A 23,386-nucleotide genomic window follows, 5' to 3' on the forward strand; every position below is an offset into this window, starting at 1 on the left:
TCTTCTAAGTTAACATAACATTACTACACTTAAAAGGGTGGGGCTAAGTGATTAATCGGACTAGGATTTTTATAAGTTCTGCGTATGAAGCTGATTTAAAAAGTCCAAGAAAAATTATAAAAGAATGTTTGGAAGAAAGTGGTCATGAAGTGCCGATATTTGAAACAGGTGACTTTGGAACATGGGAAACAGACACACTTGAGCAGTGCTTGCAAGTGGTTAGGTCAAGTGATATTTTTATACTTTTAATCAATAGAAAATCAGGTGCAAGTCCTAATCTAATGTCGGGAAATATAACAGCTACATATCGTGAATACCAAACAGCTAGAAATGAAATGAAGCACATACTAGTTTTTGTTTCACCAGATATCAAAAGGAACTTCGATATTTTACACCCTCAGCTAAAAGTTTTATATCAGGAATATTTAAACGAAAATCATCGAATACCCAAATCGCCGTATGATCCATTTCAATATTGGATAGAGAATTGTAAAGATGTAATGGCAAAGGAAATATTATCAAATGCAGATCCTTTTGTTTGGGCTTTCTTATTCGATATTTATAGTAACAGGGAGTGGCTTTATGAATTTGATTTTTCTGATACTCCAAGTAATGCTAAAATAATCTCACAGATGTTAAGTACATCTTTTCGTTCAGTAGTAAGTTTGATTTCAGAAAAAGATCGAATAAATCAGTTAAAGAAACAAGCCTCGTATTTATTAAGTTATGCTGATTATACTATAGAACTTCTCCATGAAAAAAATTTAATTATGGAGAACTTAGTTCATTCTAAAGAATATAATGTTGATAGTTGGTCAAACTTTTTAGAAAAAGGTATCAAATTTTTAAAACAGCCAAGGGATATAGTTCAAGCACCTAATTTTAATCCAATAAAAGTAAATACAATTACTTGCTTTGCGGCTTCACTTTATTTATATAATGAAGATAAAGAAAAGTTTTTGCATCTTGTGGGTACTACAGGCGAAATATCCGCACCGTATTATTTTTCAATTGATGAAGAAGACATATTTGTAGTTGAAGCATTTACTAAAGAAGAAAGAATTATTGCTTTTCGGGAAGAAAAACAAACTATTTATCTAACAGAACCTGTTGGAAATTATGTATTTTGTTTGCATTTTTCACTTGATACTTACTGGACAGGTAATAATGTTATGGCTTACGTAGAAGAGATTGAAAGTGCTATAATAAATGCAAAAGAAGAAGAGTACTTCTTTGAATATTTTAAATCAATGATAGGAGGGGTATTATGAGTAAAGAATCTGTTAATTATAAAATACAAGGTTCTGTAGTTGTAAAAAGATCCTCCGCAGTCTCTGGAAGAAAATTAGGTAAGGTAGATAAAATAAATAAACACGGTGGATGGATTATAAGAGATGCAAAAACTGGAACATTTCGAGAATCAATGACAGATAACATCAATTCTATAGATAGAATTCTTATTGAATCCGAAAAAATAATGCCACGTCCTCAAAACAGAAGAAAATAATGATGTTTTGTTTCTAAAGGCAAGAGTATTCTTTTTTAGAAAAGAGTACTCTTGTTGTGTTATTAATTATTAACTTTTGATAAAGCTAAAGTTCACGTTTAGGCATAGTCGTTACTGTCGAATGAATAAAATAACATGTCCGATATCCGTTTCGTTTTTCATAAACAGTCGAAATCTATTTATTATGGATTTTCGACTGTTATTTAGTGCAAAATAAAAATGTGTAATACTATAATTACAAGTTAGTAACAGTAATAAGGAAAAATGTGTTTTATATTAAATTTGATACATACTATTACAATTAGTTTTTTAAAGAACCTATTTTTATTTTTTTCGTCATGTGAATGGAGCAGTTGTTACATGAATGTAAAAACTTACATAATTATTTTATTTGTTTCATGGCAAGAATCGAAATAAAATGAAAAATGTCGATAAAAATTGATTGTAGTAAAACAAATATGATAGAACAGTACATGTAACACTATAATTTTTCGAGCTTTTCCGCTATAATAATTCTTATGATTTTAAGCATTGTAAGAGAGAACGGCTTAAACAGAAAGGGAGTACAAAATTTGTTTGGATTAGGAAATAAAGATGTCGGGATTGATCTTGGCACAGCGAATACATTAGTTTTCATTAAAGGTAAAGGTATCGTTTTACGCGAACCTTCAGTTGTAGCAAAAAATACAAAAACTGGTGACATTGTTGCGGTTGGTAACGATGCAAAAAATATGATTGGCCGAACACCAGGATCAATCGTTGCAATTCGTCCAATGAAAGATGGCGTAATTGCAGATTTTGATATTACTACAACAATGATTCAGTATTATTTAAAGCAAGCGTTAAAAAATTCAGGCTCTAATTGGAAAAAGCCTAATGTGATGATTTGTGTACCATATGGTATTACATCAGTTGAACAACGTGCGGTTATTGATGCAAGTCGACAAGCGGGGGCAAAAGAAGCATTTACAATTGAAGAGCCTTTTGCTGCTGCGATTGGAGCAGATTTACCTGTTTGGGATCCAACAGGCTCGATGGTAGTTGATATTGGTGGAGGTACTACTGAGGTTGCTGTAATTTCATTAGGTGGCATCGTAACAAGTGAATCTGTTCGCATCGGCGGCGATGCAATGGATCAATCGATTACTACTTATATAAGAAAAACATATAATTTAACAATCGGTGAACGAACAGCTGAAAAAATTAAAATTGAAATCGGTACAGCACGAGTAGATGATATAAATGAAAAAATGGAAATTAGAGGACGCGACCTATTAACTGGGTTGCCAAAAACAATTGAAATTACTGCCGAAGAAATTTCAGATTCGCTTCGTGAAGCAATAACGGCAATCATTGATGGTGTAAAGAAAACATTAGAACAAACACCTCCAGAACTTTCTGCAGATGTTATGGAAAGAGGTATTGTTTTAACTGGTGGTGGAGCACTTCTACGTAATCTTGATAAAGTTATAAGCGATGAAACAAATATGCCTGTATTTATTGCTGAAAACCCACTTGATTGTGTTGCACTAGGTACAGGTAAAGCATTAGAACATATCGATTTAGTTCGTTCACAACAAATGAGAGGGTAAGGGGGAATTCCAATGCCACATTTTATGAACAAGAAATTAATATTGCTGCTAGTTGGCATGATTTTCCTTGTGGCATTGATTAGCTTCTCATTACGTGATCGCCAAAATGCTAGTCTTCCTGAACAATTTATTAAAGACACTGTTGGCTTTGCACAATCTATTGTAGCGAAGCCAGCAAATTACATAACAGGTATTTTTAATAATATTAATTCTTTATTAAATACGTATGAAGAAAATAAACGTCTAAAAATGCGTTTGGAAGATTTTGCTGTTCTCCAAGCAGAAGTTAATACATTGCAATCTGAAAATGAATCTTTAAAAGAGTTAGTAGATAAAGAGAGTAGCTTAAAGGATTACGATCCATTAAACGCAACAGTAATTGCCCGCAATCCAGACCAATGGGAAGAAAAAATTATTTTAAATAGGGGATCATCCCAAGGCGTAAAATTAAATATGGCTGTCATGTCATCCCAAGGGTTAATTGGGAAAATCAGCTTGGTAACACCTTTTACTTCCGAAGTGGAGCTGCTTAATACAAATAATCCAAATTATCGTGTTTCGGCAATTGTTCAGGGAGAAAAAAAGGATGTTTTTGGGTTAATAGAAGGATATGACGTAGAGCGTAATGAATTAATATTAAAGAGAATCGACTCAAGTTTTGAAGTGAACGTAGGAGAGCTAGTAGTATCATCAGGTTTAGGTGGAATTTTCCCAAAAGGGATTTTAATTGGAGAAATAACAGAGGTTACAACAGATGATTTTGGTCTAACGAAAATGGCGTATGTTAAACCGGCAGCAGACTTTTCAATGCTAGAGGATGTTATCATTGCAAAAAGAAATGCAACAATCATTGATGGTTCTGATGGTGAAGGCACAAATAAAGACCTTACGAATAAGACAAACAGTGAATCTGCAAATGAAGGTGAAGAATAAATGATTCGTTTTCTAATTCCCTTTGTCGCAGTCGCGTTGTTCTTATTGGAACCGGAATTTGCACTTTTTTCACCTATTAGCTGGGGAGACGGTGTTGTCTATTTGGTGCCTCGCTTTGTCATTCTCTATTTAATATTTCTTTCGATTTATTATAGTCGTAAGCGAGCTTGTATTTACGGTTTGCTTTTTGGACTCTTGTATGATGTGTTTTACATTGATATTATTGGATTATATTCCTTTTTATACCCCCTTGTTTGCTTTATAGCAGGATCAAGTGTGAAATTTATTCACCAGCATTTAAGTGTAACAACTATTTTGTCATTAGTTTTAGTCGCACTTATGGAACTTGTCTTATATTATTTTTTCTATTTTATTAATTTTACAACGATTCCGTTTACAGATTTTTTAAGTAATCGTTTACTTCCAACCATGATAGCTAATTTATTATTTTTAATTATGCTTGGTTGGGCATTTAAATATTTAATCAATGCGCGGCTGTTACAGCGTGCACGAGATATTTCTTAAAAATGAACGCGTGAGGTGTCGCTTTTTTATGAAAAAACAGCTTGTCCATATTAAAGGGACAAAAGAAGGGTTAGTACTTCGGCTAGATGATCAGTGCGCCTACGCAGAACTTGTAGAGGAACTTGAACGCAAAGTTTCCGAAGGCGGTATTGATGGGAAAGTAGATGTACAGCTCCACTTAGGAAACCGTTATCTTTCAAACGAACAGCAAACTGAGCTAATCGAAATTGTACACCGCCCCGGCAACATGCATGTTTCTAAAGTACTGAGTGACGTTATTTCAATCCAAGAAAGTACCAATCAACGATTAGTTAATCAATGTGAAACGTATGTTGGAATAGTTCGTTCTGGTCAGATTTTAAAAGCATCAGGGGATATAATTGTTCTTGGAGATGTAAATCCCAATGGTAAAATAGAAGCAGGTGGAAATATATTCGTACTTGGTAATTTAAGAGGAATAGTACATGCAGGGATAAATGGAAATAATGATGCAATTATCGTTGCTTCACATTTTAAACCAACCCACGTTTTAATTGCTGATAAAACAGAAATTATGTCAAATGAAAAACCCTTTATTATAGAACATGCTGAACAATTGTTCGCATATATTAATAGAGATGGCATTATTTCATATGAGCGTTTACAAGAAGTAAGAAATATACGACCATTATTAAGTGCATTTAAAGGAGGAAGCTAATGTGGGAGAAGCGATAGTAGTAACTTCAGGTAAAGGCGGTGTAGGTAAGACTACAACTACTGCCAATCTGGGAACTGCATTGGCCCTTCAAGGGAAGAAAGTATGCTTAGTTGATACAGATATCGGCTTACGTAACTTAGACTTAGTGTTAGGATTAGATAATCGCATTATATATGACCTAGTCGATGTCGTAGAAGGTCGCTGTAAAATTCATCAGGCCCTTGTGAAGGACAAGCGTGTTGACGAAAAACTATTTTTATTACCTGCTGCTCAGACTACGGATAAAAATGCTGTAACACCTGAACAAATGAAAAATTTAGTTGAAGAGTTGAAACGTGAATATGATTATGTTTTAATTGATTGCCCTGCCGGAATTGAACAAGGATATAAAAATGCAGTAGCTGGCGCTGATCGTGCAATTGTTGTAACAACGCCTGAAATTTCAGCAGTGCGTGATGCAGATCGCATCATTGGTTTATTGGAACAAGAAGAAATTGAGCCGCCAAAGTTAATCATTAACCGCATCCGAAAAGATTTAATGAAAAATGGGGATGCGTTAGATATTAATGAAATAACTGCACATTTATCAATTGATTTACTAGGCATTATCATCGATAGTGAAGAAGTAATTAGCTCATCTAATAAAGGTGAGCCAATTGTAATGGATCCGAATAATAGAGCTTCATTAGGGTATCGCAACATCGCTCGAAGAATTCTTGGAGAATCAGTTCCATTAATGGCATTGGAAGATGATCATAAGGGAATGTTTAAGAAATTGATTTCTATTTTTTCTAAGTAAGTTAATAGGAAGAAGCTATTGAATCAGTGAATTCAATAGCTTTTTTTTTTATTTTTGAAGAAGATTAGCATCTATTTTAAAAAGAAAATTGTAGCTTTGATTAAGCTTTATAAAAAACGGCTTTTTTAATTCCTGTTTGTATAAGTGGGAAACAGGGGTCTTACTATACGATAACTACGGCAAAAGCGAATGTTACTTAGTATTGTTTTTTTACCTAGCTGAGATTTTACTTATATACGATTAAAGAGAAATACAGAGTATTTTTATATAACCGAATCATATGTTACGCATTACAAAAAATCGATGTTTTACGACAGTTCTTTTTTCTATCTAGTTGAATCGTAATTTCATATTTTTCATATACTATGAAAAAGAGAATGGATGAGGTAGTGAACAAAAAATGGAAATGGATTGCAGCTTTTGTTCTCTGTGCGATTGTGTTGGTCGGAAATCGCTTGCAGGAAAATGGACAATTAAATGTAGATGTAAAAAAAATTGTATATAGTTCAGAGGATTTGACTATGATGCGTAATTTGTTAAGAGAGGTATTTGGAAGTGAAACGGATACGACAATAACTGTATCATCAGAGACTATTAATCAAGAATTATTGTCCTTTGTTGCTGTAAAACCATTTGATAATGGATATTTGTTAACTTACGAGCAGGCGATTCCAATTCTTGCTATTGAAAATGGTCTTGTAGTGTATACAGGACATTCCAAAACGACAGGAAAAACAATTTCGGTTTTCTATGAAGACGATACAACGATTACTTATGGAAACGTGGATTCGTTTTCATTGTTGCCATATACATCAATTGAAAGAGGAAGTACAATTGCTAATAAAGAAATAGGTGACTTGTATATTAAGATTGAAAAGGATGGGAAGGTTTTAAATCTTGAGGAGACTTTAGAATGGATGAAAGAGCATACGCAATCATGATGCGTATGACAATTCATCCATTATTTTTGCCGATTTTGTTTGGTATGGTCTTGTATGGAAATGTTTCTTACTATGCACTTATTTTATCATCATTAATTGTTCATGAACTAGGACATATAATTGCTGCCTATTTTTGTAATGTCAAAGTTGAACGTTGTGTTATTATGCCGTACGGGGGAGAGATTGAATTACGGGGAGGGATGGCAATTCCCCCAGGGAAACAACTTATAATTGCACTTGGCGGCCCAATTGCAACAATTTGTTGTATTGCTATCACTCCTTTTTTAGATCCGTTAGTTGCGGATTTATTATTGAAAATTCAACTTGTCTTATTAGCTGTAAATATTATTCCCATTTGGCCGCTTGATGGTGGTAGAATAATGATGGCACTAATTTTAATCATTTATCCACGTGCTAGAGCATATGAATTATACTTAACCATTTCGTTAATTTTAATTTTATTAACAGTTATAATTACATTTATTTTATTGCCTAAAACTTTATTTTTACTAGTACTAAGTATTTTTTTACTTATAAAGTTAATTAGTGAATGGCGTTATCGGAAATATAGATTAGCTTTTGAGAAACATGTAATGAATAGGTTGACGTGACTATATTGCTATGATAATATTGTAATGTTATTGTTTGTAGCACCCGTGCTACAACCGCTCTGGGAAGGTTTTTAAGCATCTTTAAGATCACCTTTCATAACAGGCGAGTCTGAGTCTAAGAGGAGGTGCAGGTAAATGTACGCAATTATCGAAACTGGTGGGAAACAAATCAAAGTAGAAGCTGGACAAGAAATCTATGTTGAAAAATTAGGTATTCAAGCTGACGAAGTAGTAACTTTTGATAAAGTTTTATTCGTAGGTGGAGAAACAGTAAAAGTAGGTGCCCCTACTGTAGAAGGCGCTACTGTAACAGCTAAAGTTGTTAAAGAAGGTCGTGCTAAAAAAATCACTGTTTTCAAATACAAAGCGAAGAAAAACTACCGTCGTAAACAAGGTCATCGTCAACCTTACACAAAATTAGTTGTTGAATCTATCAACGCTTAAGAACGAGGTGAATGGAATGATTACTGTTACGATTCACCACGATGAAAATAGACATGTGTCTGCATTTGAGTTTACAGGTCATGCTGGCTATGATCAAACAGGAAAAGATTTAGTATGTGCTGGTGCATCAACTATTGCCTTTGGTACTGTTAATGCCATTTATGCACTATTGCAAATCGAACCTAAAATTGAACAAGCAGCAGAAGAAGGAGGCTACTTACGAGTAGATCTTCCTACTGATATTGACGCGGAAGTCGATGCAAAATTACAGCTTATTGTCCAAGTGATGACTGCTCAAGTTTACTCGATGGTTCAAAGCTATGGTCAATACATTCAAATCAACTACAACTTAGTAGGAGGTGGAACGAAATGAAATTGTTATTAACTTTAGACCTTCAATTTTTCGCTTCGAAAAAAGGAGTAGGTTCTACAAAGAACGGACGTGACTCTGAAGCAAAACGCCTTGGTGCTAAACGTGCTGATGGTCAATTCGTAACTGGTGGTTCAATTCTTTACCGTCAACGCGGTACAAAAATTTACCCAGGAACAAATGTAGGCCGTGGTGGTGATGACACACTTTTCGCTAAAGTTGACGGCGTTGTAAAATTCGAACGTTTAGGTCGCGACAAGAAAAAAGTAAGTGTTTACCCAGTAGCTCAAGAAGCTTAATTTTATACAAAATTTAAGGACTGCTAGTCAGCAGTCCTTTTTTAATGAATTAGAAAGTATAAAATTTTTAAATAAAATCTTGTACCAAAACTATATTTCGACTTGCTCTGTATCCCGATTGAAAATACAATGGTGATTTTAGCTAAAGAACTAATAGCTTGAAGTTCACGAAAGTGGGGCAATCTGTTCTAAACATGTGGGTGCTACGTTTTTTGCAAGGCGGAGCTAAAGGGAGCTTTTGATTTTTTTTATGAATAACTGGAATTTTCTTATAGTATTTACCTTCACTCAGGAAAGAATGAAGATAATGCCACCAGCGAGAAATGTGATTTCGAATGAGAATGTAAGAAGTTAGACAAAATTTGTTGGACCCATGCGTCAACTGATTTTTTGCTGACCCAATACGAATATGAAATCCATCCGCTGGTTTGGAAGGTGTAATTGAATTAACTAAATATAAGTGATAGGGGAAAAATCTAGTAAAACTTGTTATACTAAAATTCATATCAGTACTATAATTGTTTAGTTTTGATTGGAGGATCCACATGAAAACTCTAGCACTTTCGGTTAATGAAATTATAAGATTTGCCAATCATGATTTTATGAATCAACTTCAACTAATTAAAATGAATTTAGATTTGGGCAATGTAGAAGAAGCAAAATTAATTATTGAAAGAGCTTCAGAGCAGTGTAAAACTATTTCGAATCTCAATTTATTACAACTGCCGAAAACAGTCGAGTGGCTGCAAACTCTACATTGGAGATACCCAGCTTTTGAATTAATACTTAAAAGTAATGTAACAGTTCCAGTTGACATGAAAAAAGATGAGCAAATTGTAGAATACTTAGAAAAGACAGTTATTCATGTCTACGATCGTTTAGATCCATATACTGAGCAACAATTATTCATAAAAATTGATTCTGATGAAAATGGTTTTAATTTGATTTTTGATTTAAAAGGAAATTGGGAAGAACATTTATTTAGTCATCAAGAATTAACCAATTTAACAGTTAAAACATATGAGCAAACAGGTGTTTCTTGGAAATATGTTTTAAGCTTAGAACAGGAGTGAAAGTAATGTTTGTCGATCACGTTAAGATTTATGTGAAAGGTGGCGATGGCGGAGATGGTATGGTCGCCTTTCGTCGAGAAAAATATGTACCTAATGGAGGACCAGCTGGCGGAGATGGTGGTCATGGAGGGAATGTTGTATTTGAAGTAGAAGAGGGCTTGCGTACCTTAATGGATTTCCGCTACAAACGCCATTTTAAAGCTGAACGCGGCGAGCATGGGATGAGTAAAGGGATGCACGGAAGAAATTCGGCTGATTTAATCGTAAAAGTTCCTCCTGGTACGGTTGTTATGAATGAAGAAACAGGCGCAGTCATTGCAGACTTAGTAGAACACGGACAAAAAGCTGTTATTGCTCGAGGTGGCCGAGGTGGTCGAGGAAATACTCGTTTTGCTACTCCTGCAAATCCTGCTCCAGAACTTGCAGAAAAAGGGGAGCCAGGGCAGGAATTAAATGTTATATTAGAATTAAAAGTTTTAGCCGACGTAGGTTTAGTAGGCTTTCCAAGCGTTGGTAAATCAACTTTACTATCTGTCGTGTCAGCAGCAAAACCAAAAATTGGTGCATATCATTTTACAACGATTGTCCCTAATTTAGGAATGGTTGAAACAGAAGATGGTAGAAGCTTTGCAATGGCGGATTTACCTGGCCTAATTGAAGGTGCCCATCAAGGTGTCGGACTTGGGATGCAATTCCTTCGTCATATTGAACGTACTAGAGTTATTGTACACGTAATCGATATGTCCGGTATGGAAGGCCGCGATCCTTATGAAGACTATGTAACAATAAATGAAGAATTAAAACAATATAATTTACGCCTAACGGAAAGACCGCAAATCGTTGTTGCAAATAAAATGGATATGCCTGAAGCTGAAGAGAACTTAAAAGTGTTTAAGGAAAAAGTGGGGGATACTGTAAAAGTATTTCCAGTCTCAGCGATATCACGCCAGGGCTTAAAACCAGTTTTATTTGAAATAGCTGATTTACTTGAAGTAACGCCTCATTTCGAGTTGCATGAAGTAGTAGCAGAAGATAGCGATACAACAGTTCTTTACAAGCATGAGAAAAAAGGTGAAGACTTCGAAATTACTCGAGATGATGATGGAGCATATGTAATTTCAGGATATTCTATTGAACGTCTATTTAAAATGACTGATTTCAGTCGTGAGGATGGTATCCGCCGTTTTGCCCGCCAGTTGCGCGCAATGGGTGTTGATGATGCATTACGTGAGCGCGGGGCGACTGATGGGGATATCGTTCGTTTACTTGAATTTGAATTTGAATTTGTTGAATAACCATATATATTAACTTATTGCTGATTTTGGGGGGAGAGTATGAAAAACGTTGCGAATCAACGGTATTATCTAGTCCGTGAAGACGTACTAACAGATGCGATGCAAAAAACATTAGAAGCAAAACATCTTTTGCAAAGTGGTGCTGTATCATCTATTTGGGATGCAGTAAAGGAAGTGGATTTATCGCGGAGTGCTTTTTATAAATATCGTGATGCTGTTTTTCCTTTTCACTCCATCGTCAGAGAAAGAATCTTAACGATTTTTATACAGCTGCAGGATGAAAAAGGTACATTAGCAAAACTTCTAGAAATAATTACTGTAGCACATTGCAACGTTCTAACGATCCATCAAACAATCCCGATTCAAGGGCGGGCAAATGTCACGCTTTCGTTAGATGTAACAAGTATGGAAATAGAGTTGGATGAACTGCTGCAACAATTAAAGAGGCTAGAATTTGTAGAGTCAGCGGAAGTTATAAGTTCCGGCGCATTATAGTAGTAAATTGAAGGCCGTACATTTACGCTTGTGCAGATCAAAACGCCCTGTCTTATCCTATTCCTGTCAATGTGATATTGACGGAAAAAATTAAAGCAATGGCGACAATGAATTGTACATCTATGTAAATCGAAGAGGGTTTTAAAACATCCATCAACTCATCGAAGGAGCAGCCGCTACCTACAAAAAAATACATTTGAAAGAGAGCAAAAATATTTATTGCTCTCTCTTTTTCAACTAAAACTGATTGAAAATTTAATTTATTTGAAAATTTAGGGGGCATTTAAAAGTGAAAAATGAACAATGGGAGAGACGGATTGCTTATCTAGGACCCGAAGCTTCCTTTACATATTTAGCGACAAAAGGTCTTTTTCCTCATGAGAGGCTTATACCATATACGACAATTCCAGAATGTATTGAAGCGGTATCTAAAGACGCAGTAGACTTTGCAGTTGTACCTGTTGAGAATGCCTTGGAAGGATCAGTGCCTCTTACTGTCGATTATTTGTATCATGAAGCCAATTTATTTGTAGTTGGTGAAGTTTTATCAAAAATTCAACAACATTTAATGGTAAATAAAGCACAACGAAACAATTGGCAAAATGTTGAGGGGATTTATTCTCATCCTCATGCTTTAGCACAGTGTCATAAATATTTATTTTATCGTTTTAGCGGCGTCACTTTGCACCAGTATTCCTCAACAGCAGCTGCTGCAAAGCTTGTAGCAGATAATCCGGATCGTTGTATCGCTGCGATTGGAAATACGTCATCAGCAGAAAAGTACGGGTTGGAAATTGTAGAGCATAATATCCATGATTTTCATTTTAACCATACTCGCTTTTTTGTTTTATCAAAGCAAAATATACGTCTTCCTATAGAAAATTCACAAGGTAACTCTAAAACAACCTTTATGCTAACTTTGCCAACAGATGAATCTGGGACATTGCATCAAGTCCTATCTGTTTTTGCATGGCGTAAATTGAACTTAAGTAAAATTGAATCACGGCCATTAAAGACTGGATTAGGACATTATTTCTTTATCATTGATATAGTTGCTGATGAAAATGAGTCAATGATGAAAGGGGCGCTAGAGGAATTAGCTTCACTTGGCTGCACAGTAAAATCGCTCGGAACATATTATACATATTTAACACCAGAGTGAGAAATGGAGGATGCAATTTGAGTCATATCATTTTATTCGATGGTGAGTGTAATTTCTGCGATCAAACTGTTTTATTTATACTAAAACGGGATCGTCAAAAACATTTTAAATTTGCATCTATTCAAAGTGAAATCGGCCAGGAATTATTTATGAACTATGATATACCAAAAACAGTTGATAGTGTTATTCTCATTGAAGGGAATAGGTATTTTACAAAATCAACTGCAGTTCTGCGTATTTGTAAAAACCTTGATCGATTATGGAAGATGTTTTACTTTTTCATCATCATCCCAGCTCCTATTCGTGATATTGCTTATAATTTTGTTGCAAAGAAGAGATATTTGCTAGGGAAGAAAAATGCTTGTATCATTCCTAAAAAAGAAGACTTAGATCGCTTTTTGTCATGAAAATGAGGGGGCCTTCCGAAACTCTTTACCGAAATGGTAAAAGTGGAATGCCCCCTTCAAATTCATCCCTCAATCAAATAACCCTTTTGTCGTAGCATTTGTTCACAGCGATCAAGTTGTTCACTGGAAGGTGCCGAAATAACGTGTAAATGTGTTCCATTAGTTAAATTAGACAAATAGTTTGCCCTTGTCTCTTTTACACGAGCAAGAAAATTATTTACGTCCATTCGATTTGATAACATCATAGAGGCAGTAATTTCCCCATAAACAGGATGTTCAACAATAACATTTTTAATTGTTACACCGCAGTCGACAATTGTTAGCATTTCGTCTTCTGCTTGTTCAGCTGTATGTAAACAAACAATTTTTCTTTCAAATGTTTCGATACTTTCATCCATCTTTAAATATAGATATCCTTGACTAGTTGCCATAATGGGCTCATTTTTAGCTTTTAATAAATTCATGTCATTTACAATTACTTGTCTAGAGACGTTTGCATGCTTTGCTAAATCCGTGCCAGTAATTGGACCATTAGAATTTTTTAATATTGTTAATAGCTCCTGGCGCCTTTCTTCTCCCAACATTTTTTTCATTGTGACACCTCATTCTTATTAAATTTCATGTATATACAATACTCCATCATACATAGTTTATCACGAGGAACTAAATAAAACGTTGTATTTTTTTGTGTCCTTTTCCTATGAGTCACATATTATAAAACGAGAAAAGGAGGATGTTTGTGCGAATTCATATTGTTCAAAAAGGTGAAACGCTCTGGAGAATAGCGAAACATTATGGGATAGGTTTAGATGAATTAAAACGTTTAAATGCTCATTTAGCAAACCCTGATTATATTGTTCCGGGAATGGAAATCGTCTTACCTGAGACGGCGAATGCTCCTGAAAATCCGGGATCAAAGGCAGGAATGACAAAAGAACAACAGACTGCGCCTATTACATCTAAAGCTGTTGAAACAGCTCCTAAAGAAATCATGACAAAGGAACAACCTAAACCAGTAAAAGAAATTCCTAAAGTTGTAGAAACAGCGCCAATGCCAAAACCAATGCCAGAACCTGTACCAATGCCACAACTAGATTTAACGCCGCAATTCCATTTTGATTTTGCACCACAAATGCATTTCCAACAACCACATGCAGTGCCAGCGCCACAACCACAGCCGATGCCAATGCCGCAGCCACAGCCAATATTTATAGAGATGCCGCAACCAATGCCAATGCCAATGCCGCAGCCTCAGGTCCAACAAGTACAACAAGTAGTTGAAAAAGAAGTGGAAAAAGAAGTAGAATATGTGCCTATTCCACAGCCGCATATTGTATACGTACCATATATTCCACATCCACAACCGCAATATCATCACCCAATGCCATGCGGATGCAAAGAACAACATTTTCATCATCCAAAACCATGTGGATGTAAGGAACAACCGATTTATCATCACCCATCACCATGTGGTTGTTATGAACCGCAGCATATGAGTTATGACTGTGGATGTCAAGGCGGCTACGCACCTCAACAAGTTATGTCTTATAATATGCCGTATTTTGAACCGAATTATGATATTTCACCAGTAATGGATACTAATTATCCAGAAGATGAAGGATTACCTGATTGGTTAGTAGATTCTTCTTCCATGAGCTCAAATCAAAATGAAGATTTAGCTCAATACGTAATGTCAGAGCAGTATGAAGATGATACAGACGATAAAGATTGTGATAAAGATACAAATGTAGCTGGCGTATCAGATTATAATCAAGATATGTACAATTATGATCATGGAGTTCAGCCGTCTCATGCTTACTATGGCAATTATGATATGCAGCAAGTAATGCCGCAACAAGTGATGCCTTACATGATGCCACAGCAGCAATTTATGTATCCAAACTGCCATAAGCCTTATATGAATCCATATTCATCACATTACACACCTTGGAATTATTAAAATGCAAATAAAGAACAATATATGGAAGCATGAGACATCAAAAGGCACTTTATTTATAAAAAAATATGAAAATTCCTCTGTAGCTCAAAAAGTAAAATTAATTCATCAGCAGTTAGAAGCAATCAAGTTTCCATATGTTATTCCCTTGAAAAAAAGCAGGGAACCCGATTTACTTGTTCAACTTTGGCAGCCAAACAGCATGAGTGCAGACTTCTCAAATATAAATCAACGGAAGCAAGCTTTAAAAATTTTAAAATCATTGCATGAGACAGGCGACAAGATAGACTGGAAAAGTCATCTTGTCATACCAAAACAAAATCTATTTCATAAATGGAATGCCCGCCTTGAAAAGTTTATATTGAATGAGGAAGAATTACGCCCGTTTTTACATCACGCATATTATGATATTACACTCTTTGCGAGTAAAGTATTAAAACAAATGCGTAGGCAAAAACAAAAAGTAAGTGGTAAATTGACACTACTTCATGGTGATGTTGTTCATCATAATTTTTTAGTTTGTGAAGATAAAACCATGAAGTTGATAGATTTTGATTTAGCAGTTGTAGGGGATTCTGCTGAAGAAATGATTTTATGGATGCACCGAGCATTGCCAACAATTAATTATGATTTAAAAAGTTTATTAAATGAGCATCCATTTTTATACGATCTTTGTTTGCAAAAAATTTATTATCTTCAATATCCAAATGAATTACTGCGAGAATGGCTATATGTTTTACAACTAGGTGATTATGATAAAGAGGCTTTTTTAGACTATTTAATGCCATTTACTGAAAAAGCATTAAGGCATTGGCCTGATTTGATTAATGAAATTGAAATTTTACAAAGGAAAGATTAATAACAAGATAAATTATGTTAGAATTAATAAAAATCTATTAAATAGAGAATTTAAATGGCCGTCTAAAAAGGACGGTCTTTCTTTTGTAGAATAAGATAGAGAAATTTTTTTGTGTAGTAGGAATTAGGGATCTAACGAGTCATGATGTCGTACGGAGGTAATATTCTCGTTCTCCAACACTACGAGGCTTACTTGCGTTGTACAGAGTTGTTACACGCTTTAATTAATGCCCTCTTGCAGTACAATTGTGCTTCTTTTTTCTAGTATTTTTTGAACCAACATAAAGTAAATAACTGATAGAAAAATTTCGCATGAATTTTTAATGTATTAGCGATTTGATCTTTGAATAAGAAAGTATTAATCATTTGCTTTAAGCCACTCTTTTCGTCTGTGCATGGGATGGCATGTTAGCCAACGTGCAGCTAAATGGGACTTGCTCTTTATAAAGAAGATATTTTGTTCGGGTTAAACGCGAACAGTATGCTATAATTTTAAACAGTGAATGCGAGGGATTTAGATGTATGATTACATAATTGGTCAAATTACTAGAATTACACCAGAATATATAGTACTAGAGCAACAAGGAATTGGATGGCAAATCTACTCGCCTAATCCTTTTGCTTTTCGTCTAAAAGAGGAGCTTCAACAAATATTTGTACATATGCATGTTCGTGAAGATGCTCAAATGTTATTCGGGTTTCGATCGCTTGATGAACGTGAGCTTTTTCGAAAATTAATTCTTGTATCCGGCATTGGTCCAAAAGGAGCGTTGGCAATTTTAGCGAGCGGGAATCCATCCCAAGTGATACAAGCAATTGAATTAGAAGATGAAGCCTTTTTAGTTAAATTCCCAGGAGTAGGTAAAAAAACTGCACGACAAATGATTTTAGATTTGAAAGGGAAACTGGGGGCTTTACTTGAGAAAGTTGAATTGCCGAGTTTGGAAGATGAGTTGCCACTGTTTGGTATAAATCCTAATAAGCACGAATTAGAAGAAGCGATGCTTGCACTAACGGCGCTTGGTTATTCCGAGAAGGAGTTAGCGAAAATTAAACCGAGCCTAGAGGAAAATGAACAGCTTACAACAACAGAAGGCTATATGAAACATGCATTACAGCTATTGTTAAATTTAAAGTAAGAGGGGTGAGTGATGATGACAGAAAGAATCATTTCGAGTGAAGCAAATGAATTTGAGGAACAACTTGAACTTTCACTCCGACCTCAAAGGTTGTCGCAATATATTGGTCAACAAAAAGTTAAGGATAACTTAACTATTTTTATCGAAGCAGCGAAACTTCGCCAGGAAAGCCTTGATCATTGTTTACTTTACGGTCCTCCTGGATTAGGGAAAACTACACTTGCTTCAGTTATTGCAAATGAAATGGATGTAAATATTCGATTAACGAGTGGCCCAGCTATTGAACGGTCTGGTGATCTAGCTGCAATTGTAAGCTCTCTTCAACCGGGTGACGTGTTGTTTATTGATGAAATTCATCGTCTTCCACGAGCAATAGAAGAGGTATTGTATCCTGCGATGGAGGACTTTTGCCTTGATATTGTAGTGGGAAAAGGTCCTGAAGCACGTTCAATTCGACTTGAATTACCGCCATTCACATTAGTGGGCGCAACAACAAAAGCCGGTTCTTTATCTGCGCCTTTAAGGGATCGCTTTGGTGTGTTACTGCGCCTGGATTATTACGATGAAGCGTCCTTAATTGAAATTGTATTACGCAGCAGCCATTTATTTAATGTTGATATCGAACGAGCTGCAGCACGGGAAATTGCAAGACGCTCAAGGGGGACGCCTCGAATTGCCAATCGTTTGCTAAAACGAGTAAGGGATTATGCGCAGGTTATAGGGGATGGTTCGATTTCCTATACACTTGCAAAACAAGCGCTGGAATTATTGCAGGTGGACCCACTAGGACTTGATCATATCGATCGTAAGTTAATGATTAGCATGATTGATGGATTCCGTGGCGGACCTGTTGGGCTTGATACATTGGCTGCTTCAATTGGGGAAGAACGGGTTACAATTGAAGATGTATATGAACCATATTTAATGCAAATTGGTTTTATACAGCGAACGCCAAGAGGACGAGTTGCAACCAAATTAGCATATGATCATTTTGGTTATACTTATCCAGAACAACCTTAAAAAAGCTAGAAAAAGGAAGTATTTAAAATGAAAGTAGAAGATTTTGATTTCCATTTACCAGAAGAATTAATTGCACAAACACCACTAGAGGATCGTACTGCAAGTCGGTTGATGATTGTAGATCGAAAAACAGGTGAAGTGGAGCATAGTCTATTTAAACATATTGTAGAAGAGTTGCATGAAGGGGATTGCCTCGTTTTAAACGATACTCGTGTAATGCCAGCACGATTATTTGGTGAAAAGGAAGAAACAGGTGCCCATATAGAGCTTTTATTATTAAAGCAGGGTAGTGATGATGAGTGGGAGACACTTGTAAAGCCTGCAAAACGAGTTAAAGTTGGCACGGTAATTACATTCGGTGACGGCTTGCTTAAAGCAACCTGTACAGGTGAATTAGATCATGGCGGTAGAATGTTTAAATTCAGCTATGATGGTATTTTTTACGAAATTTTGGACAAATTAGGGGAAATGCCATTACCTCCTTATATACATGAAAAATTAGATAATCGTGAACGTTATCAAACGGTTTATTCAAAAGAAATTGGTTCAGCTGCCGCACCAACAGCAGGCCTGCATTTTACTAACGAATTATTAGATGAAATTAAGGCAAAAGGTGTAGAAATTGTCTTTATTACACTACATGTTGGACTTGGAACGTTTCGCCCAGTAAGTGTTGATTCGATTGAAAACCATGATATGCATTCAGAATTTTATAGTGTAACTGAAGAAGCTGCACAAACAATTAACCGTATAAAAGCAAACGGTGGAAAAGTTATTGCAGTTGGTACAACATCAACACGTACGCTTGAAACAATTGCCCATAAATATGATGGTGAAATTCGAGCTGAGCAAGGGTGGACAAACATCTTTATTTACCCAGGCTTTGAATATAAAGCAATCGATGGGTTAATAACGAACTTCCATCTACCTAAATCAACATTAGTTATGTTAGTTAGTGCGCTAACTTCTAGAGAAATTATATTAAATGCGTATAATATAGCAGTGGAAGAAAAATATCGCTTCTTTAGCTTTGGAGATGCTATGTTTATTCGCCCAATTCGATAAGGATAAAGTTGCTTTTTACTTAAACCAACTATTAATTTTTTGAAGAGTGCAGCACATGCATTGTGGCCTAAAGTCGAGTATGCTTGCCACGAAGGTAAAAATAGCCACTTGTCCTCGGAGATTTTAAGCAGCTCAAGGGCTATGAGGACTCTTGCACTTTTCTTAGAGAGAGGAAATAAATCAAACATGACAAAACCAGCAGTAACTTATGAATTAATTAAAACTTGTAAGCAAACAGGTGCAAGACTTGGAATTGTTCATACACCACATGGTTCTTTTGAGACGCCGGCATTTATGCCTGTAGGTACTCAAGCAACTGTAAAAACAATGTCACCAGAAGAATTAAAAGAAATGAATGCGGGTATTATTTTATCGAACACTTATCATTTATGGCTTCGTCCTGGCAACGATATCATTAAAGAAGCTGGAGGTCTTCATAAGTTTATGAACTGGGACCGTCCAATTTTAACTGATTCTGGGGGATTTCAAGTATTTTCATTAAGTGATTTTCGTAAAATTAAAGAAGAAGGAGTTCATTTCCGCAATCATTTAAATGGAGATAAACTATTCTTAAGTCCAGAAAAGGCGATGGAAATTCAAAATGATTTAGGCTCAGATATTATGATGGCCTTTGATGAATGTCCACCATATCCTGCAACGTACGAATATATGCTGGATTCTGTAGATCGTACAACACGCTGGGCAAAGCGTTGTAAAGAAGCGCATAAACGACCAGAGGATCAAGCTCTATTCGGTATTGTTCAAGGTGGAGAATATGAAGAGTTGCGTAAACGATCAGCCGAGGCTTTAGTTGAACTTGATTTACCAGGATATGCAGTCGGCGGACTTTCAGTTGGGGAGCCAAAGGATATTATGAATCGTATGCTTGAATATACGACTCCATTGCTGCCTGAAAATAAACCAAGATATTTAATGGGGGTAGGGTCACCCGATTCATTAATCGATGGGGCAATTCGCGGCATCGATATGTTTGACTGTGTATTACCTACTCGTATAGCACGTAACGGAACATTAATGACATCAGAAGGCCGTATAGTGATAAAAAATGCAAAATATGCACGTGATTTTGGACCGCTTGACCCGAATTGTGATTGCTATACTTGTAAAAACTATACTCGTGCATATGTGCGCCACCTTTTCCGAACTGAAGAAACATTTGGACTTCGTTTAACAACGTATCATAATTTACATTTCTTATTAAATTTAATGGAACAAGTTAGACAAGCTATTCGAGAAGATCGACTTGGAGACTTCCGTGAAGAATTTTTCGAAAAATACGGGTTTAATAAACCGAATGCCAAAAATTTCTAAAACTTCATATCATGGATAAATAAAAATGCTTAAAATTTTAGTATTTTTGAAAAAAATATGATTATTTTCATAAAAATGATAGTTTCAAATCGCTTTTTCTACTCGTTTTATACTATACTTAATAAGTGAGATTTTTGAAAGGAGGTCTATATATGGGAGATTCATTATTAGGTTTATTACCAATACTTGTTATGTTCGTTGCAATGTGGTTTATTTTAATCCGTCCAGCACAAAAAAGGCAAAAAGCAACTGCACAAATGCAGAGCAGCTTAAAGCGCGGGGATAAGGTTGTAACGATTGGTGGTCTTCACGGCCAGGTAGACGCTATTGAGGATTCAGCAGTTGTTATTATTGTTGATGGAAATACACGTTTAAAATTTGAGCGTCAAGCAATCGGACGGGTAATTACAGATTAATATTTGAAATTCAAAAAGCTTACTAATTTGGACATGCTCCGAATTAGTAAGCTTTTTATTGTATATAGGGCAGTATAAACCTCCCTTAAGAAGTGGCTAGAAGCTACAGCACCTTAAAATGAGATTAACCCCAAAGTTAAAAGTGACATCGATTCTAGTTAAGAAACAATGAGATTTTACCCTTTTCTTATTTTATTGAATAGTAATGAATTGAAGTGCCTACAATGTTTGAAGAGAGGATGTGTACAATGGAAGTATATTTGGAACTCCTTTTTAGAACAGTATTTTTATATATATTTATCTTAATTGTCTTTCGCCTTATGGGTAAGAGAGAAGTGGGCGAATTAAGTATTATGGACTTAGTTATATTTGTTTTAATCGCAGAGTGTGTTGCATTTGCATTAGAGGGTATAGATAAACCAATTTTCGAAAGCATTTTACCGATTATCATCTTATTTGCGATACAATATTTAAATTCACTCATAACTTTAAAAAATAAGCGTATCCGTGATGTAATCGATGGGGATCCTTCTATCATTGTTCGTGATGGCGTCATCAATCAGGAGGAAATGAAAAAGCAAAGGTACAATTTAGATGACTTGTTTCAACAAATGCGTGAAGAAAGAATTCCCTCGATACAAAATATCGCATACGCTTTTCTAGAACCTTCCGGAAAATTATCGATTTTTTTAAAGAATGAAGATCCACTTATTTTACCGCTAGTTGTTGACGGCTTTATTGTCGATAAACATTTAGAGCTAATACAGCAGGACAGGGATTGGCTTATCCAAAATTTAAGTCGAGAAGGTTATGGAAATATTAAAGATATTTTTTATTGTTGCTATGAGAATAACGAATTTCATGTACAATTAAACTCGACGAGAAAGAATTGATCGTAAATAATTAAAATCACTCCATTTAAATTGGTTTGTTAAAATTAACAGCACAGTTAGAATGATTAATGTGATGACACTATTTGTCCAAAAATCAAACGATAATATCGGTAAAATAAATGTTTGAATGATGCATGTGAGAATGAATATACCGTACGGAATAGCAAAAAAGCGGAAGCCTGCGCTGATCATCTTATGTCCTCGAAGTGTTGCAATATGTAAAAATGATGTAACTAAAACACCAAATCCTATTGCAATAATGGCACCTCGTTCTTGAATAAATGGCTGCGAGGCTAGTACAAACATAATAAATAACTTGCCGAGTCCGCCATAAATAGAGTTCATCATAGCAGGGCGGGCTTCGTCAACTGCTTGCAAAATAGAATGAAGCGGGCTCTGAATATAATAAAAATAAAAAATCGGTGCAAGTATTCGCATAAATCCTCTATTTTCTTCTAGATGGAAAAGTCTCATTGCCAATTCGTCTCCATGCAGGAAAAAATAAGTAGCTGCATAACAGCCAATTAATGATGATAAGCGCAAGGAAATACCAATCCGTTCGTTTAATAAATGATGATTGTTTCTTGCAACCGCATCACTAACAGCAGGGATGAGAACAATTGCAAGTGCATTCGGAATAAAAGATGGGAATAACAGTAATGGTATGTGAACACCTGAAATAATTCCGTACAAAGTCGTTGCACCTGCTGCGGTAACACCTGCTACTGTAAGAGCTTTTAAAAAGACAATTGGTTCTAAAAACCAAGTGAATGTTCCAAATAGTCTACTGCCGGCAGAAGGAACTGCTATACGCAATAAAGGCATTGCTGGATAAGCTTTTTTAGGGTCTGATTGTCTAGGCCTTTTTTTCTTAATGTTGTAGTGAATATATAAATAGATAAATGAGAAGAGCTCTCCAATAGCTGTAATAGCCATCGCATATCCAGCTGTTGCAGCAGGATTATCTGGTGTTGCGAAAAATGGCAATAAAAATGTGATTAGGACTATACGTATAACTTGTTCCAACATTTGGGACCAAGCAGTTGCTGAAATGACAGCAATTCCTTGTAGATACCCTCTAAAAAGTCCAGAGAATACGACAATTGGTACAGCACCTAAAGCGATGTAGAGCGTAAACTTTGTTGCTTCATTATGTAAAAGGGTGCCCGCCAAATATGGAATAAAGTAATAAAGTAATGGTGTGAAAATAATGATTGATAGGATGGACCATCGTGTAGCAGTTTGCATAACAGACTTTAATTGTCCATCTCTTCTTTTAGCATGTAGTTCGGCTACAATTTTAGCAACCGCAATAGGGATGCCTAGTTGTAGTACTGAAATGAAAAAAACAAAAGCGGGGTATGACGTCATATATATCCCGACTGCTTCTTCCCCTGCAATCCTCATAAACTGAATTCTATATATGAAGCCAAACAACTTCGACAAGAAAATAACAAACGTTAAAAAAATAGTTCCTTTAACAAATGATCCCATTCATTCAATCCCTTCTCATTTCCAAAAATATCAGATACAATATTTGTATGCTTGGACTTTGC

Annotated in this window: 27 protein-coding genes and 1 other annotated feature; of the genes, 25 read left to right on the forward strand and 2 right to left on the reverse strand. The window is 35.5% G+C overall.

Features of this window, described 5'->3' with window-relative positions; genetic code table 11:
• Positions 1-47 precede the first annotated feature (47 nt).
• From EKG35_RS02245 to EKG35_RS02325, 17 genes are all read left to right on the forward strand, one after another.
• The gene (locus tag EKG35_RS02245) at positions 48-1,271 is read left to right on the forward strand and encodes a DUF4062 domain-containing protein (protein WP_126292688.1); all 1,224 of its coding nucleotides are present in this window, start codon (positions 48-50) and stop codon (positions 1,269-1,271) included.
• Positions 1,268-1,507, forward strand: a complete 240-nt coding sequence (locus EKG35_RS02250; RefSeq protein ID WP_126292689.1) for a hypothetical protein — start codon at positions 1,268-1,270, stop codon at positions 1,505-1,507. Before EKG35_RS02245 ends, EKG35_RS02250 begins: the two co-directional genes overlap by 4 nt.
• Positions 1,508-2,079: 572 nt before the next feature.
• The gene (locus EKG35_RS02255) at positions 2,080-3,099 is read left to right on the forward strand and encodes a rod shape-determining protein (RefSeq protein WP_126292690.1); all 1,020 of its coding nucleotides are present in this window, start codon (positions 2,080-2,082) and stop codon (positions 3,097-3,099) included.
• 12 nt (positions 3,100-3,111) lie between these two features.
• Positions 3,112-4,032 (forward strand): rod shape-determining protein MreC, encoded by a 921-nt coding sequence (mreC, locus tag EKG35_RS02260; protein ID WP_126292691.1) that lies wholly within the window; start codon positions 3,112-3,114, stop codon positions 4,030-4,032.
• Complete coding sequence (gene mreD / locus EKG35_RS02265) at positions 4,033-4,557, forward strand: rod shape-determining protein MreD (protein WP_126292692.1); 525 nt, start codon at positions 4,033-4,035, stop codon at positions 4,555-4,557.
• Between the two features lie 28 nt (positions 4,558-4,585).
• The gene (locus EKG35_RS02270; protein WP_126292693.1) at positions 4,586-5,254 is read left to right on the forward strand and encodes a septum site-determining protein MinC; all 669 of its coding nucleotides are present in this window, start codon (positions 4,586-4,588) and stop codon (positions 5,252-5,254) included.
• 1 nt (position 5,255) lies between these two features.
• Positions 5,256-6,053: a septum site-determining protein MinD gene (gene minD / locus EKG35_RS02275; protein WP_126292694.1), complete on the forward strand. Its 798-nt coding sequence runs from the start codon at positions 5,256-5,258 to the stop codon at positions 6,051-6,053.
• A gap of 365 nt (positions 6,054-6,418) precedes the next feature.
• A complete protein-coding gene (locus EKG35_RS02280; RefSeq protein ID WP_126292695.1) occupies positions 6,419-6,994 on the forward strand; it encodes a M23 family metallopeptidase in 576 nt (191 codons plus the stop codon).
• A complete protein-coding gene (locus EKG35_RS21185; protein ID WP_246020135.1) occupies positions 6,967-7,605 on the forward strand; it encodes a site-2 protease family protein in 639 nt (212 codons plus the stop codon). Before EKG35_RS02280 ends, EKG35_RS21185 begins: the two co-directional genes overlap by 28 nt.
• Before the next feature lie 42 nt (positions 7,606-7,647).
• Positions 7,648-7,726, forward strand: a sequence feature (ribosomal protein L21 leader region).
• A gap of 14 nt (positions 7,727-7,740) precedes the next feature.
• A complete protein-coding gene (gene rplU / locus EKG35_RS02290; protein ID WP_126292696.1) occupies positions 7,741-8,049 on the forward strand; it encodes a 50S ribosomal protein L21 in 309 nt (102 codons plus the stop codon).
• A 16-nt stretch (positions 8,050-8,065) separates the two neighbouring features.
• A complete protein-coding gene (locus tag EKG35_RS02295; RefSeq protein WP_126292697.1) occupies positions 8,066-8,422 on the forward strand; it encodes a ribosomal-processing cysteine protease Prp in 357 nt (118 codons plus the stop codon).
• Complete coding sequence (gene rpmA / locus EKG35_RS02300; RefSeq protein WP_126292698.1) at positions 8,419-8,718, forward strand: 50S ribosomal protein L27; 300 nt, start codon at positions 8,419-8,421, stop codon at positions 8,716-8,718. Before EKG35_RS02295 ends, rpmA begins: the two co-directional genes overlap by 4 nt.
• Before the next feature lie 545 nt (positions 8,719-9,263).
• Positions 9,264-9,791 carry a Spo0B domain-containing protein gene (locus EKG35_RS02305; RefSeq protein WP_126292699.1) on the forward strand — a complete coding sequence of 176 codons (528 nt, stop codon included), beginning with the start codon at positions 9,264-9,266 and terminating at the stop codon, positions 9,789-9,791.
• Positions 9,792-9,796: 5 nt separating this feature from the next.
• On the forward strand, positions 9,797-11,086 hold the full coding sequence (obgE, locus tag EKG35_RS02310; RefSeq protein ID WP_126292700.1) for a GTPase ObgE: 1,290 nt from the start codon (positions 9,797-9,799) through the stop codon (positions 11,084-11,086).
• Between the two features lie 39 nt (positions 11,087-11,125).
• A complete protein-coding gene (locus tag EKG35_RS02315; protein ID WP_126292701.1) occupies positions 11,126-11,581 on the forward strand; it encodes an ACT domain-containing protein in 456 nt (151 codons plus the stop codon).
• A 289-nt stretch (positions 11,582-11,870) separates the two neighbouring features.
• Positions 11,871-12,743, forward strand: coding sequence for a prephenate dehydratase (gene pheA, locus EKG35_RS02320; RefSeq protein WP_126292702.1), 873 nt, complete (start codon positions 11,871-11,873; stop codon positions 12,741-12,743).
• Between the two features lie 17 nt (positions 12,744-12,760).
• A complete protein-coding gene (locus EKG35_RS02325; protein ID WP_126292703.1) occupies positions 12,761-13,150 on the forward strand; it encodes a thiol-disulfide oxidoreductase DCC family protein in 390 nt (129 codons plus the stop codon).
• Between the two features lie 62 nt (positions 13,151-13,212).
• Here EKG35_RS02325 and EKG35_RS02330 read toward each other — a convergent pair whose 3' ends face one another.
• On the reverse strand, positions 13,213-13,743 hold the full coding sequence (locus tag EKG35_RS02330) for a transcription repressor NadR (RefSeq protein ID WP_126292704.1): 531 nt from the start codon (positions 13,741-13,743) through the stop codon (positions 13,213-13,215).
• Between the two features lie 140 nt (positions 13,744-13,883).
• On the opposite strand from EKG35_RS02330, the gene EKG35_RS02335 reads away from it, so the two are divergent.
• From EKG35_RS02335 to EKG35_RS02370, 8 genes are all read left to right on the forward strand, one after another.
• A complete protein-coding gene (locus EKG35_RS02335) occupies positions 13,884-15,110 on the forward strand; it encodes a LysM peptidoglycan-binding domain-containing protein (RefSeq protein ID WP_126292705.1) in 1,227 nt (408 codons plus the stop codon).
• A gap of 1 nt (position 15,111) precedes the next feature.
• The gene (locus EKG35_RS02340; RefSeq protein ID WP_126292706.1) at positions 15,112-15,966 is read left to right on the forward strand and encodes a phosphotransferase; all 855 of its coding nucleotides are present in this window, start codon (positions 15,112-15,114) and stop codon (positions 15,964-15,966) included.
• Positions 15,967-16,483: 517 nt separating this feature from the next.
• The gene (ruvA, locus tag EKG35_RS02345) at positions 16,484-17,104 is read left to right on the forward strand and encodes a Holliday junction branch migration protein RuvA (protein WP_126292707.1); all 621 of its coding nucleotides are present in this window, start codon (positions 16,484-16,486) and stop codon (positions 17,102-17,104) included.
• Positions 17,105-17,119: 15 nt separating this feature from the next.
• Positions 17,120-18,124: a Holliday junction branch migration DNA helicase RuvB gene (ruvB, locus tag EKG35_RS02350; protein ID WP_126292708.1), complete on the forward strand. Its 1,005-nt coding sequence runs from the start codon at positions 17,120-17,122 to the stop codon at positions 18,122-18,124.
• 27 nt (positions 18,125-18,151) lie between these two features.
• Complete coding sequence (gene queA / locus EKG35_RS02355; RefSeq protein WP_126292709.1) at positions 18,152-19,189, forward strand: tRNA preQ1(34) S-adenosylmethionine ribosyltransferase-isomerase QueA; 1,038 nt, start codon at positions 18,152-18,154, stop codon at positions 19,187-19,189.
• Between the two features lie 186 nt (positions 19,190-19,375).
• Positions 19,376-20,521, forward strand: coding sequence for a tRNA guanosine(34) transglycosylase Tgt (gene tgt / locus EKG35_RS02360; RefSeq protein ID WP_126292710.1), 1,146 nt, complete (start codon positions 19,376-19,378; stop codon positions 20,519-20,521).
• 152 nt (positions 20,522-20,673) lie between these two features.
• Positions 20,674-20,937, forward strand: coding sequence for a preprotein translocase subunit YajC (yajC, locus tag EKG35_RS02365; RefSeq protein WP_126292711.1), 264 nt, complete (start codon positions 20,674-20,676; stop codon positions 20,935-20,937).
• 248 nt (positions 20,938-21,185) lie between these two features.
• A complete protein-coding gene (locus EKG35_RS02370; RefSeq protein WP_126292712.1) occupies positions 21,186-21,830 on the forward strand; it encodes a DUF421 domain-containing protein in 645 nt (214 codons plus the stop codon).
• On the opposite strand, the gene EKG35_RS02375 is transcribed toward EKG35_RS02370, so the two are convergent.
• The gene (locus tag EKG35_RS02375) at positions 21,807-23,324 is read right to left on the reverse strand and encodes a putative polysaccharide biosynthesis protein (RefSeq protein WP_126292713.1); all 1,518 of its coding nucleotides are present in this window, start codon (positions 23,322-23,324) and stop codon (positions 21,807-21,809) included. The two genes, EKG35_RS02370 and EKG35_RS02375, sit on opposite strands and share 24 nt — an antisense overlap.
• Positions 23,325-23,386: the final 62 nt, after the last annotated feature.

The organism is Lysinibacillus telephonicus (genome assembly GCF_003966145.1).
GTDB classification, from domain to species: domain Bacteria; phylum Bacillota; class Bacilli; order Bacillales_A; family Planococcaceae; genus Ureibacillus; species Ureibacillus telephonicus.

Bases quoted from the DNA above. Each gene is read 5' to 3' on its own strand.
- EKG35_RS02250 (WP_126292689.1), top strand. From the start codon at position 1,268: ATGAGTAAAGAATCTGTTAATTATAAAATACAAGGTTCTGTAGTTGTA.
- mreD (WP_126292692.1), top strand. From the start codon at position 4,033: ATGATTCGTTTTCTAATTCCCTTTGTCGCAGTCGCGTTGTTCTTATTG.
- EKG35_RS02280 (WP_126292695.1), top strand. From the start codon at position 6,419: ATGAAAAAGAGAATGGATGAGGTAGTGAACAAAAAATGGAAATGGATT.
- yajC (WP_126292711.1), top strand. From the start codon at position 20,674: ATGGGAGATTCATTATTAGGTTTATTACCAATACTTGTTATGTTCGTT.
- tgt (WP_126292710.1), top strand. From the start codon at position 19,376: ATGACAAAACCAGCAGTAACTTATGAATTAATTAAAACTTGTAAGCAA.
- ruvB (WP_126292708.1), top strand. From the start codon at position 17,120: ATGACAGAAAGAATCATTTCGAGTGAAGCAAATGAATTTGAGGAACAA.
- ruvA (WP_126292707.1), top strand. From the start codon at position 16,484: ATGTATGATTACATAATTGGTCAAATTACTAGAATTACACCAGAATAT.
- EKG35_RS02370 (WP_126292712.1), top strand. From the start codon at position 21,186: ATGGAAGTATATTTGGAACTCCTTTTTAGAACAGTATTTTTATATATA.
- EKG35_RS02330 (WP_126292704.1), bottom strand. From the start codon at position 13,743: ATGAAAAAAATGTTGGGAGAAGAAAGGCGCCAGGAGCTATTAACAATA.
- EKG35_RS02375 (WP_126292713.1), bottom strand. From the start codon at position 23,324: ATGGGATCATTTGTTAAAGGAACTATTTTTTTAACGTTTGTTATTTTC.
- EKG35_RS02340 (WP_126292706.1), top strand. From the start codon at position 15,112: ATGCAAATAAAGAACAATATATGGAAGCATGAGACATCAAAAGGCACT.
- obgE (WP_126292700.1), top strand. From the start codon at position 9,797: ATGTTTGTCGATCACGTTAAGATTTATGTGAAAGGTGGCGATGGCGGA.
- mreC (WP_126292691.1), top strand. From the start codon at position 3,112: ATGCCACATTTTATGAACAAGAAATTAATATTGCTGCTAGTTGGCATG.
- EKG35_RS02335 (WP_126292705.1), top strand. From the start codon at position 13,884: ATGTTTGTGCGAATTCATATTGTTCAAAAAGGTGAAACGCTCTGGAGA.
- EKG35_RS02315 (WP_126292701.1), top strand. From the start codon at position 11,126: ATGAAAAACGTTGCGAATCAACGGTATTATCTAGTCCGTGAAGACGTA.
- EKG35_RS21185 (WP_246020135.1), top strand. From the start codon at position 6,967: ATGGATGAAAGAGCATACGCAATCATGATGCGTATGACAATTCATCCA.
- EKG35_RS02270 (WP_126292693.1), top strand. From the start codon at position 4,586: ATGAAAAAACAGCTTGTCCATATTAAAGGGACAAAAGAAGGGTTAGTA.
- rplU (WP_126292696.1), top strand. From the start codon at position 7,741: ATGTACGCAATTATCGAAACTGGTGGGAAACAAATCAAAGTAGAAGCT.
- queA (WP_126292709.1), top strand. From the start codon at position 18,152: ATGAAAGTAGAAGATTTTGATTTCCATTTACCAGAAGAATTAATTGCA.
- EKG35_RS02295 (WP_126292697.1), top strand. From the start codon at position 8,066: ATGATTACTGTTACGATTCACCACGATGAAAATAGACATGTGTCTGCA.
- EKG35_RS02305 (WP_126292699.1), top strand. From the start codon at position 9,264: ATGAAAACTCTAGCACTTTCGGTTAATGAAATTATAAGATTTGCCAAT.
- rpmA (WP_126292698.1), top strand. From the start codon at position 8,419: ATGAAATTGTTATTAACTTTAGACCTTCAATTTTTCGCTTCGAAAAAA.